Below are 15,542 nucleotides of genomic sequence, written 5' to 3'. Positions count from 1 at the left end.
TGCGTCCTGCGTTTCGGGGCGCGTGTTGGACGGAGCAGACGGTGAAGATACTACCCATGGCGATCCTCACGGCGGCGCTTGGACTGGCGGCCTGCCAGGGCGGCGAGAAGGGCGGAGCGCAGGGGGGCGACCCGAACGCCGGGCTGGATGTGGCCATCCGGAGCTGGCACGCCGAGCTGAAGACCAACGACCCGCAGTGCAAGGGGCGGCCGGACGGCGAGCAGTGCCGCGCGTTCGAAGTGGCCTGCAAGGGCCTGCGCGACGTCTCGCCCGAGGAAGCGGCCGGCGGCATGTCGGCCAAGATCGGCGCGGCCATCGGCTGGGAAGCCTGGGACAGCGCGCGTTCGGAGTACCGCCCCACCTCGGCCACGGCCGAATTCCAGAAGGTCGGCGGCGAGTGGAAGCGGCTGGCGACCGGGCCGGTGAACCTGTCGACCTGCGTGGCGTCCTAACCGCACGGACGGCCATTTCCTGTCATAGTCCCGAGGGGCGAGGCAGGAGGCGGCCATGGCGCACATCCGCGAGCCACGATGCTGGATCCCGAAGGGAACCGGTTGCTGCGTTCAGGATCCGCGCGGCGGATAGTCGCGCAGCACGGGATCTTGCGCCACGCAGTCGAGAATCCACTCGCGGAACGCCTTGATCTTGGGCGCGCGCTTGCGGTCGGCGCGGTAGGCCAGCCAGTGACCGCCGCCATAGTGGGCGACGATCGGGAACGGCATGACCAGGCGTCCTGCCTCCAGGTCGGCCGTGAAGAAGAAGGGGCAGGCGAGGGCGACGCCCTGCTCGCCGAGCGCGGAGGCGACCTCGACCGTCTGGCTGTCGCCGGCGATGCGCGGGATGCGCAGATCGGCGGCGCCCTGGCGTTCCAGCCCGGCGGCGGCGAACCAGACCGCCCATTCCTGCGGCGAGCCGATCAAGGGCGCATCGAAAAGCTCTTCCGGGCGGGTCAGGCCGCCGAGACGCTCGCGCATGGCCGGCGTGCAGAGCGGGGCGTGGATGTGCGGAAACAGGTAGTGGCTTTCGATCCCCGGCCAGTCGCCTTCGCCTGACCGCACGGCGACGTCGAAGTTCTCGTGCGCGAGGTCGACCATGCGGGTCGAGGTGTCCAGCCGGACGGCGATCGACGGATGCTGGAGCTGGAACGCGCCGATCCGCGGCGCCAGCCATTGATTGGCGGCCGTGGCCAGCGAGGTGATCGACAGCACGCCTTCGCCGATTTCGGTGATGTCCAGCAGGGCCGTGCGCAAGGCGCTGACCGCCTCGCTGGCGGCGCGTGACAGCCGCTCGCCCGCAGCGGTGAGGGCGACCTCGCGCGGCAGGCGCAGGAACAGCGGCTGGTCGAGCCGCTTCTCCAACGCCTTCACCTGCCAGCTGACTGCGGCCTGGGTGACGCCGAGCTCCTCCGCCGCACGGGTGAAGCTCTTGAGGCGGGCGGCGGCCTCGAACACGCGGATGGCGCTGAGCGGGATGGAGGCGAGGATGTCTGACATAAGCTGCCCTAATGCGTAGCGCAGCAGGACCCGTTTGTCATCAAGCGCCGACGGGCCGATCTTTCCCTTGCAAAAAGGCGATTAGAGCGGGTCAGAGCCATGGAAGAGCTGCACAGGATTCATAAGGACGTTCCCTTCGGGTGGGTCCTCTGGCTGCAAGAGATCTTCGGTCAGGCGGCGCGCAAGGGCGCGGTGCGTCAGGGCAGGGCTGACCCGCGCAAGGCGACGACGGCCGGCTATGTTCCCGGCGACCTTCACTGTCTCTCCGGGCCGCATTAGCGGCCGGAGGGCTACTCGGCGATGTCCTGGAAGTAGGGCTCGACCTCGCCCTGCAGCTTGACGGTCATGGCGTTGCCCTTGCGGTCGACGGTCTTGCCGACGCTGAGCCGCACCCAACCTTCGCTGACGCAGTATTCGTCGACATTGGTCTTCTCGACGCCCTTGAAGCGGACGCCGACGCCGCGCTCCAGCGCTGCGGCGTCGTGATGGGGGCTGGCCGGGTTCACGGAGAGCCGGTCGGGAGGTGTGTCGCTCATGGCGCCCGATTAGCCTTCCTGGGCGCGATTGCCAACTGTTAGCGGGCGGGCGGGAAGACCTGGGCCCAGTCGTTCTTGACGCTGACCACGTGGATGCCGAACTCGGCGGCGCGGTCGAGGGTGTCGGTCAGCGGGCTGAGCTTGAAATCGCGGTCGTAGGCGCTCTCGCGCGTGTCGTCGTCGTGGTGGACGATCAGGGCCAGCCGCCGACCCGGCCCGTCGAGGGTGTAGCGCAGCATCGCCTGGTCGCCGTCAGAGTTGCCGAAGGCCAGGATCGGCCGGCGGCCGATGTGCAGCCAGATGTTGGCGGGCTTCACCGCGCGGTCGTCGAAGGTGTCCAGCTGCGCCAGCTTGGTCAGTTGGAAGCGGCCGTTCGTCTCGCGCAACTCGGTCTTCACGCTGGAACCGATGACCTGCTCGGGCGGCACGCCGTACACGTGCTCGGCGAAGGCGCGCATGAAGTCGACGCCGCCGCCGGAGACGATGAAGGTCTTGAAGCCGTTCGCCCGCAGATAGGCCAGCAACTCGAGCTGGGGCTGGTAGACGACCTGCGTATAGGGGCGGTCGAGCTTGGGGTGACGGGCGCTGGCGAGCCATTGGCGCACCTCGTCCTGGAAGGCCTCGACCGGCATGCCGGCGTGGATGGCGAAGGCGAACTCGAACACCCCCTCTTTGCCCAGGGCGTGGATCGCGGCCATGTCGTGATCCAGGAACGCCTTGAACGGCTGGCGCTGGGCCAGCGCGGGATCGGCCATGGCCATGGCCGAGGCGCGGTCGAGGGTGAACAGCACCTGCACCTGCAGCGGCTGCTCGCACCAGAGGGTGCCGTCGTTGTCGAATACGGCGATCCGTTCGGCGGCGGGGACGAAGTCAGGGCCGCCCTCGGTGGTCACGGCGGTCACGAAATCGACGATGGCGCGGCGGGCTGCGGCGTCATTCCAGGACGGGAGCGATTGGGTCAGGACGGGTCCTCCAGGGCCCGAGAGCTTGGCGCGCGGACCGGAGGGGGCCTATCGGGGGTTTCCCTGCGGCGGGCGCAGAGATCCACCTGAACGGCCCGCGCGTTCGTTAGGTGTTGCTCACCGGGGCGAACGAACGTTGGCTATGAGCCAGGCCGCGACGGGAGGAACCATGAGCCGGGTATTCGGGAAGGTCTGCCAGAACGGCTATGTCGTGCGCGACATCGAGGCGGCCATGACGCATTGGATCGAAGTCATGGGCGTTGGTCCCTGGTTCTATATCGAGGACGTCAAGACCGACTGGTTTCGGCATCGCGGCGCCCCGTCGGACGTGAAGATGTCCATTGCGCTGGCGAACTCAGGCGACCTGCAGATCGAGCTGATCCAGCAGCGCAACGACGCGCCGTCGATGTACAAGGAGTTCCTGGACGCCGGCCTCGAGGGCCTGCAGCACATGTCCTATTGGACCCATGACTATCAGGGGCTCTACGACAAGGCGCTGGCCCTGGGCTACGTGGTCGGCCACGAGGGCGCGATCGGCGGCGAGAAGGGGCGGTTCGCCTATTTCGACACCCAGGCGCATCCGGGGACGGTCGTCGAAATCTCCGACATCAGCGGCACGAAGGGGCGAACCTTCGAGCATATCCGCAAGGTCGCCGAGGGCTGGGACGGCGCCAATCCGATCCGGACGTTCAAGTGACGGCGTAACACCCTCTTAAGTCGCGGCCCGTCAGGATGGCGGGGCCCTCGCATGACGGGGGTCCTTGCGACCTGGGAGGTCGGCATGTCGGTGACCCGGACCTCTAGCGTGCGGCGGAGCCACGATCACTTCGAGCCCGACGGGTCGCTGGATCCGCAGGCCCAGAAGCGCCTGCGCGGGCATATCGAGCAGATCGACTATACGGCCTATGCCTCCAACCGCGAGGTGATCGGCCAGATGCTCGGCCAGGCCGACGCGGGCAAGTTCCAGAAGCTGGCGGTGGCGGCGGCGGTCGCGCGCAGCCAGTGGGTGGCGCAGGCCCTGGCGCTCAGCGAGACGCCGCGCCCGCTGACGGCGCAGGAAACCGAGCGGCTGGGTTCGCTGCGCAGCGCCTACGAGGAACTGACCGAAGCCTATGAGGCCATGCGGCGCATGGTCGAGCGCGGATACCTGACCTTCCCGGGCTGAGTCTTCAGACCACCATCCGGCCCGTGGGCTCGCCGTCGAGGATGGCGGCGACGCCGCGCAGGGCCTGGGCCAGCACCGTTTGCTTGGACGGACCCCCCAGCGAAATGCGCAGGCCGGCGCGCGCGCCCGGCGCGGCGGCGAAGGCGTCGGCGGTGACCAGGGACAGGCCCCGGCTCTGGGCGGTCTCGCGCAGGCGTTCGCCCGGCCAGTGGTCGGGCGTGTCGAGCCAGATGTGGATGCCTTCGGGCGAGCCCTTGGCGGCGGGCAGGATCTGGCGGGCGAGGGCCTGGCGCTCGGACGCCTCGGCGCGGACGGCGGCCAGCACGCGTTCGGCGGTTCCTTCGCGGATCCAGGCGGTGACGATGGCGGCGCTGAGCGGGGCGGGCATCAGGGTGGTGGCGCGCAAGGCCTCGGCCAGGCGCTGGGCGGCGCTCGCGTCGGGGGCGGCGACGAAGCCGATCCGCAGGCCAGGAGACAGCGCCTTGGCGGTGGTGGCCAGATGCCAGACCATCTCGGGCGCGAAGGCGGCGATGGCGGGCACGGGATCGGCCGGCAGCCGGCCGTAGGCGTCGTCCTCGATGATCGGCACGCCGGAGGTGCGGGCGAGCGCGGCGATCGCGCGGCGGCGACTTTCGCTCATGGTCGCGGCGGTCGGGTTCTGCTGGGTCGGAATGCAGTAGATGGCGCGCGGGGCGGTCTCGGCGCAGAGCCGCGCCAGGGCCTGGGGATCGAAGCCGTCCTCGTCCACTGGGCAGGGAACCAGGCGCAGCCCGAGCAGGGCGGCGGCCGAACGCAGGCCCGGATAGGTCAGCGGCTCGACGATCACCGCATCGCCGCGGCGGGCGAGCAGGGCGAGGGCGGCGGTCAGGGCGGCCTGGGCCCCTGGCGCGACGACGATGCGATCGGGCGCGACCTGCCCCAGGCAGGGCGCGAGCCAGGTCGCGCCGGCCGTGCGCTGGGCCAGCGAGCCGCCGGACGGGTGATAGGCCATCAGCGCCTGGGCGTCGGTGCGCTCCAGCACCGCCTGGGCGGTCTCCTTCAGGAGTTTCCCGAGGTTGAGCCCCTTGGGCGGGGGCGGCAGGTTCATGGAGAGATCGACGAGGCCCGCCTCGTCTTCGGCCGCGCGGCCGGCGACGAAGGTGCCGCGGCCGACCGAGCCCTCGACCAGCCCGCGGGCGCGGGCGGCGGTGTAGGCGCGGGTGACGGTGGTGAAGTCGACGCCGAGCGCCGAGGCCACCGCCCGTTGCGGCGGCAACTGCTCGCCGGCCTGCAGTTCGCCGTCGGCGATGGCGGCCTCAAGGCCGCGCAGGATGGCCAAGTAGATCGGGCCGTCGCCGCGTTCGACGCGCCGCAGCCAAAGGGTCGCAGGGGAGGCCATGCTTGCTATCCGCGCTCAGTATCCATACATTGATAGGCAATTGTAGGCATCAATGCAACGATTGTATGTAATAGGACATGGTCATGGCCGACGCCGAACCCACCTATGATCCCCCGCTGCCCATCATCTCGGGCCTGACCTGCCGCTGCCCGCGCTGCGGCAAGGGCAAGCTGTTCCGCGGCTTCCTGACCATGGCCAAGGAATGCGACGCCTGCGGCCTGGATCTCTCGTTCGCCGATCCGGCTGACGGTCCCGCCTTCTTCGTGATGACCGCCATCGGGATGATCGTCATCGCCGTCTTCACCTATGTCGAGGTGGTCTATCACCCGCCGTTGTGGGTGCATGCGGTGACCGTGTTCCCGGCCCTGATCCTCGGCTGCCTGGGGGGCCTCAGGCCCGTCAAGGCGTGGCTGGTGGCCTCGCAGTATTTCCACAAGGCCGAGGAGGCTCGGTTCTCCAGCCTGGGCGGTCATGGCGAGGGCGGGTTCGGCCTGAGAGGCAAGGCGCGCGACCGGGCGGCGTAATCAGATCAAGTTCTATCTGTGGTAGGGTGTTCTCGGCGCCACGTTCACGCATTTTGTGGTGGCAAGTCCGCCTGCGGAACAACTGCGACAAGAATGTTAATTGGATGGACTCATCGCCTCCGTCATAAAGACGCCATCGTTTCGACGCGGCGCCGATGACGGCGACGAGGTCCGCCTGTGGGGACAGGCTAAAAGGGCGCTTCCGGCTTTGGTCGGGAGCGCCTTTTTCTTTACCGTGCTTAGAAGATGACGTGCTCGTGGCCCCACCATAGGGGTGAGCGCGAGAGGTCGATGAATCGCTTCTCGTCCTCCAGAAGCAGTGCTCCGGCGGCGCGGGCCGCCTGCGGCTCGGCGGCGGCCATGTCCTCGAAACTGTCCCACCAGAGCTGGGCGACGCCATCGAAGCCCTCCGGTCCGCCGCGTACGTCGCGCAATGCGGCGGACGCATCCAGCGGCAGGCTGTGCAACTGGACGTAGCGCCTGATGCGCAGCGCGTCGCGCACGCTGGCGACCAGCGGGGCATGGGTGTTCAGCCAGTAGTCCTGGAACTGCTCGCGGGTCAGGTCGGGCCGCCGAACCAGGGCGAAGGTGAGCTTGAGCATGATCAGGCCAGCGCCTCGCCCAGGAAGCCGGCCATGGCGGTCCAGGCGCGGTGCGCGGTGCGCTCGTGATACTCGATGCCCATGTCGGGCAGGTTCGCGCCGGGGTTCATGAAGGCGTGCTTGGCGCCGCCGAAGGCGTGGATCTGCCAGTCGGCCTGAGCGGCGGTCAGTTCCTGACCCAGGGCGACGACGTCGGCGGGCGGCACCATCGGGTCGTCCCAGCCGTGATAGGCCGCGACCTTGGCGGCGATCGGGCTGGCGGTCGGCAGGCCGGGCGGGGTGAACAGGCCATGGAAGCTGGCCACGCCCTTGAGCGGCGCGCCGGCGCGGGCGAGGTCGAGCACGCACAGCCCGCCGAAGCAGAAGCCGATCGCGGCCAGCCGGTCGGCGCGAAGTTCGGGCAGGGCGGCGACCACCTCGACCACGTGCAGCAGGCGCCGGCGCAGTTCGGCGCGGTCCTGGACGAGCGGGGTCATCAGCGCCTCGCACTCGGCCGGGGTCTCGCCGCGCCGGCCCTTGCCATAGAGGTCGACGCAGAAGGCGCCGTAGCCGAGGCCGGCCAGCTTATGGGCGAAGGCCTCCTGGCCCTCGGAGCGGCCTTCCCAGCCATGGAACACCAGTACGCCGGGCAGCGGAGCCGTCGCTCCGTCGGGCAGCACCAGCGCCCCGTCGTGCAGCGCGTCGTCGCGATGGTACTCGATGGTGCGGATATGGCTGTCCATGCGCGGTCCTCCCTTGGGCGGACCGACGCTAGGCGCTGGGATGCGGGCTTCGCAAGGCGGTCCCTACGTTACCTGGCGGGTAATCGCGCGGCCTCGGCCCGGCCGGCATGGTCGGCTCATCAACAAGGAGCTTTCCGATGACCAACGCCGCCGACATCGCCGAAATCTACATCGCCGCCTGGAACGAGACCGACGTCGCCGCCCGCCAGGCGATGATCGCCGACACCTGGAGCGGCGACGCCACCTATGTGGACCCGATGGCCGCGGTCGAGGGCCACGCCGGGGTCGACGCCCTGATCGCCGGGGTGCAGGAGCGCTTCCCGGGCTTCCGCTTCGCGCTGATCGGCGAGCCGGACGGCCACGGTGAGCATGTCCGCTTCTCCTGGGGCCTGGGCCCGGACGGCGCCGACGCCCCGATCAAGGGCACCGACTATGTCCGGGTCGAGGATGGGCGCCTGAAGAGCGTCACCGGTTTCCTGGACCAGATCCCGGGCTAGGGCGGGTACGCGTCTCAACATCTTCTGTAAGCATTGGCGCGGCATGTGAAAGCATGTCGCGCCATCCTTTCTTGGCCCTCGAAGATCTATGAAGATCCGTGGCCAAATGGCGGCGCATTGTCGTGGCCGATCCAGCCAGTAACTGCGCCTTATGACCCGATGGGGCATCGACCCGATATAGGCGTGGGCCGCCGGCGGCGCCAGAATGACTGGGCTGGAGACTCCTCCAGCGACGCTTTCAAGCGCTTCTTTTTTAAAGATGCCCAGCTCGACCTCGGCGGTCCTTCGCCGAAGGCGGTCCAGGCCTGAGCGGGCGTCGCCCAACCCAAAAATGAGAGGGGATAGCCATGTCTCTCAAGCTCGCATTGACGGCGGCCGGCTGCATCAGCCTGCTCGCGCCCGCCTCGGCCCTGGCCCAGGAGGACTACGACTGGACCGGGTTCTATGTCGGCGGCAACCTCGGCGCCAGCTGGGGCGACACCTCGATGAAGACCCGGATCGAGCCTGGGCGCGGCGCCGCGCCGATCGATCCGCGCGACATCGCCGTGCTCAACGCGCCGATCGCCGAAGACAGCAACGACACGGGATTCACCGGGGGCGTCCAGGGCGGGCTAAACTACCAAACCGGCAGCTGGGTGTTCGGGCTGGAGACCGATGTCGGCTGGATGGACATCGGCCAGAGCCGGTCGAACTCCATCATCCTGCCGTCGGTGCTCAATCCGCCGATCACCGCGACCCTCAGCCAGGAGGTCAGCACCGACTGGGTCTGGACGCTGCGGCCGCGCATCGGCTGGGCGAGCGGGCCGTACATGATCTACGGCACCGCCGGCCTGGCCGTCTCGAACATCGAGGTGAAGGCCAGCTACACGGACAACCGGGCGCTGGGGAACACCGGAAGCTTCACCGACGACGACACCAAGACCGGCTGGGCCGCAGGCCTCGGCGGCGCCTACGCCTTCAGCGACAACGTGTCGGTGCGCGGCGAGTGGATCTACACCGACTTCGGCGAAGTGAGGGCCACGTGGGTGACGCCAAACGGCTATGCCGCGTTCACGACGGAATCCGACACGCGGGCGAACCTCCTGAGGATCGGGATGGACTACAAGTTCTGACGGCTCAGGCGGTCGGCGCCGTGCCGCCGTCGATTCCGCGCCGTGAAGGGTGGCGGCCCGGTCGCTGATCAGGAAGGCGATCAGGTCGGCCGCCTCCTGCGGCAGGTCCTGCTCGAACGGGCCGCGCAGCGTCCGGCCGCGCCCAAGCGCGAAGCCTAGCGGCAACCGCCGCGGCTACGCGTCCGTTTCTCCTTGAGACGCAAGGGAGACGGAAGATGGCCGACGACAATGTCTACAAGCTTCTGGAACTGGCGGGGTCATCGACCTCGAGCGTGGAGGACGCCATCCAGACGGCGGTCTCCAAGGCCAGCGCCACGGTGCGCAACATTCGCTGGTTCGAGGTGATCCAGGTGCGCGGCCATGTCGAGGACGGCAAGGTCGCGCACTATCAGGTGCTGCTGAAGGTCGGCTTTACGCTGGAGTAGCGGCGTCCGGCTCCGTGCCCAGCCACTGGTGCAGGACCGACAGCACGGCCGGCGCCGGCTGATAGCCGCGGTTGACGATGCCGTAGTGACCTTCCTCGTTGGGGCCGCCGACCAGGGTCGGGAAGCCGGTGACGCCGGCGCGCTGGGCCGTGGCGTAGTCGTTCCAGGTTTCGTGCTTGAGGTCGTCGGTCTCGAAGTCGGCGAGGAAGGCGTCGCGCTCGACGCCGAACTCGGCGGCGAGGCCGGCCAGGACCTCGGCCTTGGTCACGTCCTGACCCTCGGCGTAGAAGGCGTGGTGCAGGCGGCGCAGGAACAGCACTGCCTTTTCTCCGTCGTGGCGGCGCACGCGCACCACGGCCCGGGCGGCCGGATCGGTGTCGTAGAGAAAGCCGGGCCGGTCGAGGACGGCGTCGTCGAACGGCAGGCCGGTCGCCTCATACACGTGTTCCCAGTGGACCTTCAGTTCGGTCCGGGACTGTTCGGTGGAGGGCGTTTCCGTTCCAGGACGCAGTCCGCCCATCACCAGCTGGATCGGCAGCGCCCGGCCGAAGGTCTGCCGGATCTGGGTGATGACGGGCGAGAAGCCGTAGCACCACGAACACATCGGGTCGGCGAAGTAGATCAGGCGGGGCGTCTGCATGGCGGCTTCCTCTCGTGCGGTCTATGTAATGCGCGGGGGCCGCCTGGGCGAGCCGCATGGAGACCACGATCCTTGAAAGCCTGAAGTCCGCAATTTTCGCGAACAAGCTTTCACGCTCGCCCGAGCGGCGCGGCGATCCCTTCTGACCAGGCATCCATATGACCCTCCACATCCGCCCTGCGCGCGCCGACGAGATCGAGCGCGTCCGCGACATCGAACGCCTTTCGGCGACGCGCTTCCTTGGCACGGAACGGGCGGCGCTCGCCGATGACGAGCCGACCGACGCCGCCATCCTGGCCGCGCGGATCGGGGAGGGCGGGCTGCTGGTCGCCGCCGAGGCGGGGGCGCCGGTCGCCTTCGTGATGTTCCGGCCGGTCGAGGGCTGCGCCTATGTCGAACAGATCGACGTGGCTCCGAGCCACGCGCGGCGCGCGATCGGGGCGAGGCTGCTGGACGCGGTGGCGGACCTGGCGGGGGCGCGGGGCTGGCCGGCGCTGACGCTGTCGACCTTCAAGGACGTGCCGTTCAACGCGCCGTACTACGCGCGGCTGGGCTTCGCGGAGGTGGGCGAGCTGACGCCGGGCCTGGCGGAGATCCGGGCCGAACACGAAGCGCGCGGGCTCGATGAGACCGCGCGCGTGTTCATGCGTCGGGAAGTCTAGGCGTTACGCCGCTATGTTGGCGAGCGCGGCCCGGCTGTCGGCGAGGGCCTGGTCGCGGGCTTCAGGGCCGTAGCCGATCTTCTCGGCGCGGATGAAGGTCACGTCGGTCAGGCCGATGAAGCCGAGCAGCTGGCGCAGGTAGGGCTCCTGGAAGTCGATGGCCTGGGCCGGGCCTTCGCTGTAGAGGCCGCCGCGGCTCTCGACGACGATCACCTTCTTGCCGGTCAGCAGGCCTTCGGGGCCAGCCTCGGAATAGCGGAAGGTCTCGCCGGCCCGCAGCACGTGGTCGAACCACGAGCGCAGGTTGGTCGGGATGCTGAAGTTGTACATCGGCGCGCCGATGACGATGACGTCGGCCGCGCGCAGTTCGGCGATCAGCTTGTCGCTGAGGGCGCGGGCTTCCTGCTCGGCCGGGGTCGAGGCCTGGGCGCGCACGCCGGCCACGGTCGAGGGCAGCAGGTGCGGGATCGGATCGGCGGCCAGGTCGCGGAACACGATCTTGGCGTCGGGCTCGCGGGCGGTCAGCTCGGTGACGGCGTCTGCGACCAGCAGCCGCGAGATCGAGGCCTGGCCGCTGACGCTGCTGTTGAGAACGAGGATGTTGGACATATCAGCCCTCCAGGGCGTTGGTGAATTCGACGCCGACAGAGGTGAGGTCTTGAACGGTGCAACAGTAGCCCGATATTTCGAACCAGATTGTTGCATAATCAGGAACGCAAAATGCTCGACCTCGAAGACATCCAGGCCTTCGCCGAGGTGGTGGAGGCGCAGAGCTTCGGCCGCGCGGGCCAACGGCTGGGGCTGTCCAAGTCGATGGTCAGCCGGCGGGTGGCGCGGCTGGAGGCCGAGCTGGGCGCCCAGCTGCTGAGCCGTACGACCCGCGGGGTCTCGGTCACCGAGGCCGGGGTGGAGTTCAAGGAGCGCGCCGACCGGGTGCTGGCCGAACTGGAGGCGGCGCGCGACGACCTGGCTCAACGTGGCGAGGAGATCGTCGGCAGCCTGCGCATCTCCGCGCCGCTGTCGTTCGGCATGACCCACCTGTCGACGGTGTTGGCCGAACTGGCGGTGCGCCATCCCAAGCTTCAGGTCGACGTCTCCTACAGCGACCGCTTCGTCGACCTGATCGGCGAGCGCTATGACGCCGCCGTGCGGATCGGGACGCTGGAGGATTCCAGCCTGGTGGCGCGCAAGATCGCGCCGATCCGCGCGGCGCTGGTCGCCAGCCCCGCCTTCCTGGAGGCGCACGGGACGCCGAGCCGGCCAGAGGAGCTGGACAGCCTGCCGGCGGTCATGAGCGGCTCGGAGGTCTGGCGGTTCATGGACGGCAAGCGGACGATCACCGTGCGGCCCGAGGGACGGTTCAAGGCCGACAACGGCCCGGCGGTGCTGGCGGGCGCGGCGGCCGGGCTGGGGGTCGCGATGCTGCCGACCTTCCTGATGGGGCCGGCGATCGACCGCGGCGAGGTGGTGCCGCTGCTGCTCGACTTTCCGCCCCCGCCGGCCGGGCTGTTCGTGGTGCGGCCGCCGCCGGCGACGCACATGCCGGCCAAGGTGCGGGCGCTGAGCGACCTGATGATCGAGCGGTTCGGCGGCGAGCCAGCCTGGGACGCCTGCTATGCGCGGCGGGTCGCCGAGGGGCTGCCCGTCTAGACAAAAAAATAGGGCGGTCGCCGTAGCGACCGCCCCAGTCAGCGTTCTCGAGGGGGAAGACCTCTAGAACTTCTTGGTGACGCCCAGCTTGTAGTACCGGCCCAGCGGGTTCGCCGTGAACGGGTCGTAGCTGAGGTCAAGACGGGCGAACGGCGGTTCTTCGTCCAGCACGTTGATGACCGAGGCCGTCAGCGTCGTTTCCCACGGCAGGAACACGCGGTAGGCGAGGTCGTGCGTGATGAAAGCGTCGATCTTGCGGCCGTTCTGGTTGGTCGCGAAGGTCGAGGAGCCGCCACGGGTGTCGATCATGTTGTCGACGTAGCGGACGGTCCAGCGCAGGTTGTGCTCGCCGCGGGTGTATTCGGCGAAGGCGCTGCCCTTCCACTGCGGCTGCGAGCCGTAGCCGAGGTAGTCCATGGTGCCGACGTAGTCGGTTTCCGGGGCCGTCACGATGCCCTCGATCGTGTTCTGAGCGACCACGTATTCCAGGACGTAGGTGACGTCGGCGCCGAAGTTCATGTCGCCGCCGATGACGTCGCGGGCCGTGTAGTTGGCCGAGAAGTCGATACCGCTGGTCTTCACGTCCGGACCGTTCACGAAGTTGTGGCGGACCCGGTTGATGTTCGCCGCCGAGCAGGCGCCGTTGAACGAGATGCGGTTCTGCAGCGCGGCGAAGGCCGCGACGCCGCAGTTGTTCGGCGCAATGATGGTCGCCGGTTGCCCCGGCTCACCCGCCCGCGGGTTCGGGATCGTACCGCCTTGCGGGAAGATCGCGTTGACGATCTGCGAACCGCTTTCCGAACGGATCGGGCCTTCGAAGTCGAACGACCAGTAGTCGACCGAGGCGCGGAAGTCGCCGAAGTCGAACAGGGCGCCGAGGTTGATCGTCTGGGCCTTTTCCGGCTCCAGGTTCGGGTTGCCCCACAGATCATAGGCGCGATAGCCGCCGGCCGCGGTGGTGTACGACAGGTTGGTGGTGGCGGTCGCGGCGATCTGGGTCTGCGGCGGGGCGCGGAAGGTCGAGCCGGCCGAGGCGCGGAACGCCAGCCAGTCGGTGGCCTGCCACTTCAGAGCGACCTTCGGGTTGGTGGTCGCGCCGATGTTGCCGCCGTAGTCCTCGTAACGGACCGCCAGGGTGCCGGTGAGGGTGTCGGTGAACGGCATCTGCATTTCGACGAAGGCCGCGCCGACCGAGTAGTCGAGGTCGTAGTCGGCCAGGGCGCCGAAGAAGCTGAACGGACCGTTCTGGGCGACGCAGGTCGCGCCCGGGTTCACCGACGAGTCGGCGCAGGGGCTGACGGCGATGTTGGTGTCGTCGTTGTTCTGACGCTCAACGCCGCTCCAGCGGTATTGGCCGCCGGCGGCCCAGGCCAGCGGGCCGGCGCCGAAGTCGACGCCTTCAACCTGGCCGTTGAACACCAGGTCGGCGGTGAACATGCGCGAGCGCTGCTTGTAGCCGTACTCACCGAAGATGTAGTCGAGCACTTCGCGGCTGTTGGCCGTGGAGGCGACGTAGCCCGGGTTGGTGCGGCCGTCGATCACGTTGCTGGCGACGCCGGTCGAGAACGGGTTGAACCACAGACAGCCGTTGGCGCCCGCGGTCGTGCCCTGGCAGTTGTCGCCGCCAAAGCCCTGCATCGCGCGCTGCAGCTTGCCGACCAGGATGTCGGACGTCGCCACTTCGGAGTTGGAGTCCATGTAGGTGACGGCCGCGTCCCAGCCGATGCCGCCGGCATAGTCGAACTCGCCCTTCAGGCCAGCCGAGATCCGGTAGGTCTCGAAGTAGCGCTTGTCGTGCTTCGCGCCGCCGCCGAACAGGTCGTTGCCGCCGACGCCGATCGGACGCCAGGCGATCGAGGTGAAGAGGCCGTTGGCGGCCGCGGCGGCCTGAGCCGGGGTCAGCTGGCCGAGCATCGCCTGCAGGCCGGGGTTGGCCGCCGGGATGAAGAAGCCGTTCGGCTGGATCTTGCCGGTCAGCGCCGAGGTCGGGAAGTTGTTCGGCGGATAGGACGGCGAGGAGTGTTCCTGCGGCACGTCGTGGGCCGCGTACAGCACTTCGGCGTGGAACTTGGTCTTCTCGGTGAGGTCGACGTTGATCTCGCCGTACAGCTGCCAGTGTTCTTCTTCTTCAATCAGGTTGTTGAAGCCGATGAACTGGAACTGGCAACCCGGACCGGTGATGGTCGCGCAGCCCGGATCTTGCAGCGCGCTGGTGTAGGTCACACCGCCGTTGCCGCTGGTCAGGTAGGTGCCGGGATTGCCGAAGCTCGACCAGCCGCCTTGCGGGTTCTCGGTGAGCGAACGCATCGCGAAGTCACGCTCGGTGACTGGCAGCGGGGTGCGCTTGCGGTAACCGGCGGTCAGCAGGATGTCGGCGTTATCGCCTTGCCAGCCGTAGGCGGCGCTCAGAGTGTAGTCGCCATCGGTACCGTCGATGTACGAGTAGTTGCCCGAGACTTCGAGGCCGTTGAGGTTCTTGCGGGTGATGAAGTTCACGACGCCGGCGACGGCGTCGGAGCCGTAGGTCGCGGCGGCGCCGTCCTTCAGCACTTCCACGCGGCCGATCGCAGCCGTCGGGATCATGTTGGTGTCGACGTAGATCGCGCCGGGCGAGATCGCCATGCGGCGGCCGTTCATCAGCACCAGGGTGCGCTCGGCGCCGAGGCCGCGCAGGTTGACGTTGCCCACGCCGGTCGACTGGGCGGCGGCGTACTGGTTGGCTTCGCCGAGAACGCCGGACACGGCCGGGATCGACTTCAGCAGATCGACAGTGCTGGGCGTGCCCTGCTTCTGCATTTCGTCTTGGCCGATGACATTAACCGGCAGAGCAGCGTTTTCCGGCGAGCCCGCGATGAAGGAGCCGGTGACCACGATCTCTTCGACCGCGACCGAATCGTCTTGCGCGCTGGCAGGGCCGGCGAGCCCGAGGACCGCCAGGAGCGCGAGGGAGGAGGCTCCTGCGAGGTACCTACAATGCAACATTCGTTTCCCCTAATATAACTACGTTATACGTCGAATTGTCGTCTTAACGTGGCGCAGGAAAAAGCGGCCGAGCCCAGGAAACGCAAGTCTCTTTTCCGTCACGGAAAGAATAACGCCGCTACATCGTCGTAATCGAATGCCGTTATCGCAAAAATGGCGGCGAAATTTTTGACTTATTCGCCAAATCGTACC

19 protein-coding genes are annotated in these 15,542 nt (G+C 68.3%); 10 read left to right on the top strand and 9 right to left on the bottom strand.

The genetic code is table 11. From position 1 onward, the window contains the following. Nucleotides 1–41: 41 nt before the first annotated feature. Entirely contained in the window at nucleotides 42–452 is a 411-nt protein-coding gene (locus tag ASC79_RS10950; RefSeq protein ID WP_156378233.1) for a hypothetical protein, read from the top strand. Nucleotides 453–563: 111 nt separating this feature from the next. Here the strand turns inward: ASC79_RS10950 and ASC79_RS10945 are convergent, their stop codons facing one another. After that, complete coding sequence (locus tag ASC79_RS10945; RefSeq protein WP_056015768.1) at nucleotides 564–1,493, bottom strand: LysR substrate-binding domain-containing protein; 930 nt, start codon at nucleotides 1,491–1,493, stop codon at nucleotides 564–566. A 99-nt stretch (nucleotides 1,494–1,592) separates the two neighbouring features. On the opposite strand from ASC79_RS10945, the gene ASC79_RS10940 reads away from it, so the two are divergent. Beyond that, nucleotides 1,593–1,772: a hypothetical protein gene (locus tag ASC79_RS10940; RefSeq protein WP_056015765.1), complete on the top strand. Its 180-nt coding sequence runs from the start codon at nucleotides 1,593–1,595 to the stop codon at nucleotides 1,770–1,772. Between the two features lie 11 nt (nucleotides 1,773–1,783). On the opposite strand, the gene ASC79_RS10935 is transcribed toward ASC79_RS10940, so the two are convergent. Then, complete coding sequence (locus ASC79_RS10935; protein WP_056015763.1) at nucleotides 1,784–2,029, bottom strand: DUF3297 family protein; 246 nt, start codon at nucleotides 2,027–2,029, stop codon at nucleotides 1,784–1,786. Between the two features lie 38 nt (nucleotides 2,030–2,067). Beyond that, nucleotides 2,068–2,931 carry an HAD family phosphatase gene (locus ASC79_RS10930; RefSeq protein ID WP_200937159.1) on the bottom strand — a complete coding sequence of 288 codons (864 nt, stop codon included), beginning with the start codon at nucleotides 2,929–2,931 and terminating at the stop codon, nucleotides 2,068–2,070. Nucleotides 2,932–3,160: 229 nt separating this feature from the next. On the opposite strand from ASC79_RS10930, the gene ASC79_RS10925 reads away from it, so the two are divergent. Together ASC79_RS10925 and ASC79_RS10920 are read left to right on the top strand one after the other, a co-directional pair. Then, complete coding sequence (locus ASC79_RS10925; protein WP_056015754.1) at nucleotides 3,161–3,688, top strand: VOC family protein; 528 nt, start codon at nucleotides 3,161–3,163, stop codon at nucleotides 3,686–3,688. An 84-nt stretch (nucleotides 3,689–3,772) separates the two neighbouring features. Then, on the top strand, nucleotides 3,773–4,156 hold the full coding sequence (locus tag ASC79_RS10920) for a hypothetical protein (RefSeq protein WP_056017859.1): 384 nt from the start codon (nucleotides 3,773–3,775) through the stop codon (nucleotides 4,154–4,156). Nucleotides 4,157–4,160: 4 nt separating this feature from the next. On the opposite strand, the gene ASC79_RS10915 is transcribed toward ASC79_RS10920, so the two are convergent. Next, nucleotides 4,161–5,534 (bottom strand): PLP-dependent aminotransferase family protein, encoded by a 1,374-nt coding sequence (locus ASC79_RS10915; protein WP_056015752.1) that lies wholly within the window; start codon nucleotides 5,532–5,534, stop codon nucleotides 4,161–4,163. An 83-nt stretch (nucleotides 5,535–5,617) separates the two neighbouring features. Here ASC79_RS10915 and ASC79_RS10910 point away from each other — a divergent pair, with 83 nt between their 5' ends. After that, complete coding sequence (locus ASC79_RS10910; RefSeq protein ID WP_056017856.1) at nucleotides 5,618–6,058, top strand: DUF983 domain-containing protein; 441 nt, start codon at nucleotides 5,618–5,620, stop codon at nucleotides 6,056–6,058. Nucleotides 6,059–6,297: 239 nt separating this feature from the next. Here the strand turns inward: ASC79_RS10910 and ASC79_RS10905 are convergent, their stop codons facing one another. Together ASC79_RS10905 and ASC79_RS10900 are read right to left on the bottom strand one after the other, a co-directional pair. Continuing rightward, entirely contained in the window at nucleotides 6,298–6,660 is a 363-nt protein-coding gene (locus ASC79_RS10905; protein WP_056015749.1) for an EthD domain-containing protein, read from the bottom strand. A gap of 2 nt (nucleotides 6,661–6,662) precedes the next feature. Beyond that, on the bottom strand, nucleotides 6,663–7,382 hold the full coding sequence (locus ASC79_RS10900; protein WP_056015746.1) for a dienelactone hydrolase family protein: 720 nt from the start codon (nucleotides 7,380–7,382) through the stop codon (nucleotides 6,663–6,665). Between the two features lie 137 nt (nucleotides 7,383–7,519). On the opposite strand from ASC79_RS10900, the gene ASC79_RS10895 reads away from it, so the two are divergent. From ASC79_RS10895 to ASC79_RS10885, 3 genes are all read left to right on the top strand, one after another. Further along, the gene (locus tag ASC79_RS10895) at nucleotides 7,520–7,879 is read left to right on the top strand and encodes a nuclear transport factor 2 family protein (RefSeq protein WP_056015743.1); all 360 of its coding nucleotides are present in this window, start codon (nucleotides 7,520–7,522) and stop codon (nucleotides 7,877–7,879) included. Between the two features lie 347 nt (nucleotides 7,880–8,226). Beyond that, complete coding sequence (locus ASC79_RS10890) at nucleotides 8,227–8,991, top strand: outer membrane protein (protein ID WP_056015740.1); 765 nt, start codon at nucleotides 8,227–8,229, stop codon at nucleotides 8,989–8,991. 215 nt (nucleotides 8,992–9,206) lie between these two features. After that, a complete protein-coding gene (locus tag ASC79_RS10885; RefSeq protein ID WP_056015737.1) occupies nucleotides 9,207–9,416 on the top strand; it encodes a dodecin in 210 nt (69 codons plus the stop codon). On the opposite strand, the gene ASC79_RS10880 is transcribed toward ASC79_RS10885, so the two are convergent. Next, the gene (locus tag ASC79_RS10880) at nucleotides 9,403–10,056 is read right to left on the bottom strand and encodes a DsbA family protein (RefSeq protein ID WP_056015735.1); all 654 of its coding nucleotides are present in this window, start codon (nucleotides 10,054–10,056) and stop codon (nucleotides 9,403–9,405) included. The genes ASC79_RS10885 and ASC79_RS10880 overlap by 14 nt on opposite strands. A 158-nt stretch (nucleotides 10,057–10,214) precedes the next feature. Here ASC79_RS10880 and ASC79_RS10875 point away from each other — a divergent pair, with 158 nt between their 5' ends. Beyond that, a complete protein-coding gene (locus tag ASC79_RS10875; protein WP_056015732.1) occupies nucleotides 10,215–10,718 on the top strand; it encodes a GNAT family N-acetyltransferase in 504 nt (167 codons plus the stop codon). Between the two features lie 3 nt (nucleotides 10,719–10,721). Here the strand turns inward: ASC79_RS10875 and ASC79_RS10870 are convergent, their stop codons facing one another. Then, nucleotides 10,722–11,327, bottom strand: a complete 606-nt coding sequence (locus ASC79_RS10870) for an FMN-dependent NADH-azoreductase (RefSeq protein WP_056015729.1) — start codon at nucleotides 11,325–11,327, stop codon at nucleotides 10,722–10,724. 111 nt (nucleotides 11,328–11,438) lie between these two features. On the opposite strand from ASC79_RS10870, the gene ASC79_RS10865 reads away from it, so the two are divergent. Beyond that, nucleotides 11,439–12,368: a LysR family transcriptional regulator gene (locus ASC79_RS10865; protein ID WP_056015727.1), complete on the top strand. Its 930-nt coding sequence runs from the start codon at nucleotides 11,439–11,441 to the stop codon at nucleotides 12,366–12,368. A gap of 63 nt (nucleotides 12,369–12,431) precedes the next feature. Here the strand turns inward: ASC79_RS10865 and ASC79_RS10860 are convergent, their stop codons facing one another. Beyond that, nucleotides 12,432–15,350, bottom strand: a complete 2,919-nt coding sequence (locus ASC79_RS10860) for a TonB-dependent receptor (RefSeq protein ID WP_056015724.1) — start codon at nucleotides 15,348–15,350, stop codon at nucleotides 12,432–12,434. Nucleotides 15,351–15,542: the final 192 nt, after the last annotated feature.

Origin of the sequence: Phenylobacterium sp. Root1290 (genome assembly GCF_001425305.1) — a bacterium.
GTDB lineage: Bacteria > Pseudomonadota > Alphaproteobacteria > Caulobacterales > Caulobacteraceae > Phenylobacterium.
Note: the sequence above shows the minus strand (reverse complement) of the source record. Positions and strands in the feature narration are given on the sequence as shown.

Bases quoted from the DNA above. Each gene is read 5' to 3' on its own strand.
- ASC79_RS10945 (WP_056015768.1), bottom strand. From the start codon at position 1,493: ATGTCAGACATCCTCGCCTCCATCCCGCTCAGCGCCATCCGCGTGTTC.
- ASC79_RS10940 (WP_056015765.1), top strand. From the start codon at position 1,593: ATGGAAGAGCTGCACAGGATTCATAAGGACGTTCCCTTCGGGTGGGTC.
- ASC79_RS10935 (WP_056015763.1), bottom strand. From the start codon at position 2,029: ATGAGCGACACACCTCCCGACCGGCTCTCCGTGAACCCGGCCAGCCCC.
- ASC79_RS10925 (WP_056015754.1), top strand. From the start codon at position 3,161: ATGAGCCGGGTATTCGGGAAGGTCTGCCAGAACGGCTATGTCGTGCGC.
- ASC79_RS10920 (WP_056017859.1), top strand. From the start codon at position 3,773: ATGTCGGTGACCCGGACCTCTAGCGTGCGGCGGAGCCACGATCACTTC.
- ASC79_RS10915 (WP_056015752.1), bottom strand. From the start codon at position 5,534: ATGGCCTCCCCTGCGACCCTTTGGCTGCGGCGCGTCGAACGCGGCGAC.
- ASC79_RS10910 (WP_056017856.1), top strand. From the start codon at position 5,618: ATGGCCGACGCCGAACCCACCTATGATCCCCCGCTGCCCATCATCTCG.
- ASC79_RS10905 (WP_056015749.1), bottom strand. From the start codon at position 6,660: ATGCTCAAGCTCACCTTCGCCCTGGTTCGGCGGCCCGACCTGACCCGC.
- ASC79_RS10900 (WP_056015746.1), bottom strand. From the start codon at position 7,382: ATGGACAGCCATATCCGCACCATCGAGTACCATCGCGACGACGCGCTG.
- ASC79_RS10895 (WP_056015743.1), top strand. From the start codon at position 7,520: ATGACCAACGCCGCCGACATCGCCGAAATCTACATCGCCGCCTGGAAC.
- ASC79_RS10890 (WP_056015740.1), top strand. From the start codon at position 8,227: ATGTCTCTCAAGCTCGCATTGACGGCGGCCGGCTGCATCAGCCTGCTC.
- ASC79_RS10885 (WP_056015737.1), top strand. From the start codon at position 9,207: ATGGCCGACGACAATGTCTACAAGCTTCTGGAACTGGCGGGGTCATCG.
- ASC79_RS10880 (WP_056015735.1), bottom strand. From the start codon at position 10,056: ATGCAGACGCCCCGCCTGATCTACTTCGCCGACCCGATGTGTTCGTGG.
- ASC79_RS10875 (WP_056015732.1), top strand. From the start codon at position 10,215: ATGACCCTCCACATCCGCCCTGCGCGCGCCGACGAGATCGAGCGCGTC.
- ASC79_RS10870 (WP_056015729.1), bottom strand. From the start codon at position 11,327: ATGTCCAACATCCTCGTTCTCAACAGCAGCGTCAGCGGCCAGGCCTCG.
- ASC79_RS10865 (WP_056015727.1), top strand. From the start codon at position 11,439: ATGCTCGACCTCGAAGACATCCAGGCCTTCGCCGAGGTGGTGGAGGCG.
- ASC79_RS10860 (WP_056015724.1), bottom strand. From the start codon at position 15,350: ATGTTGCATTGTAGGTACCTCGCAGGAGCCTCCTCCCTCGCGCTCCTG.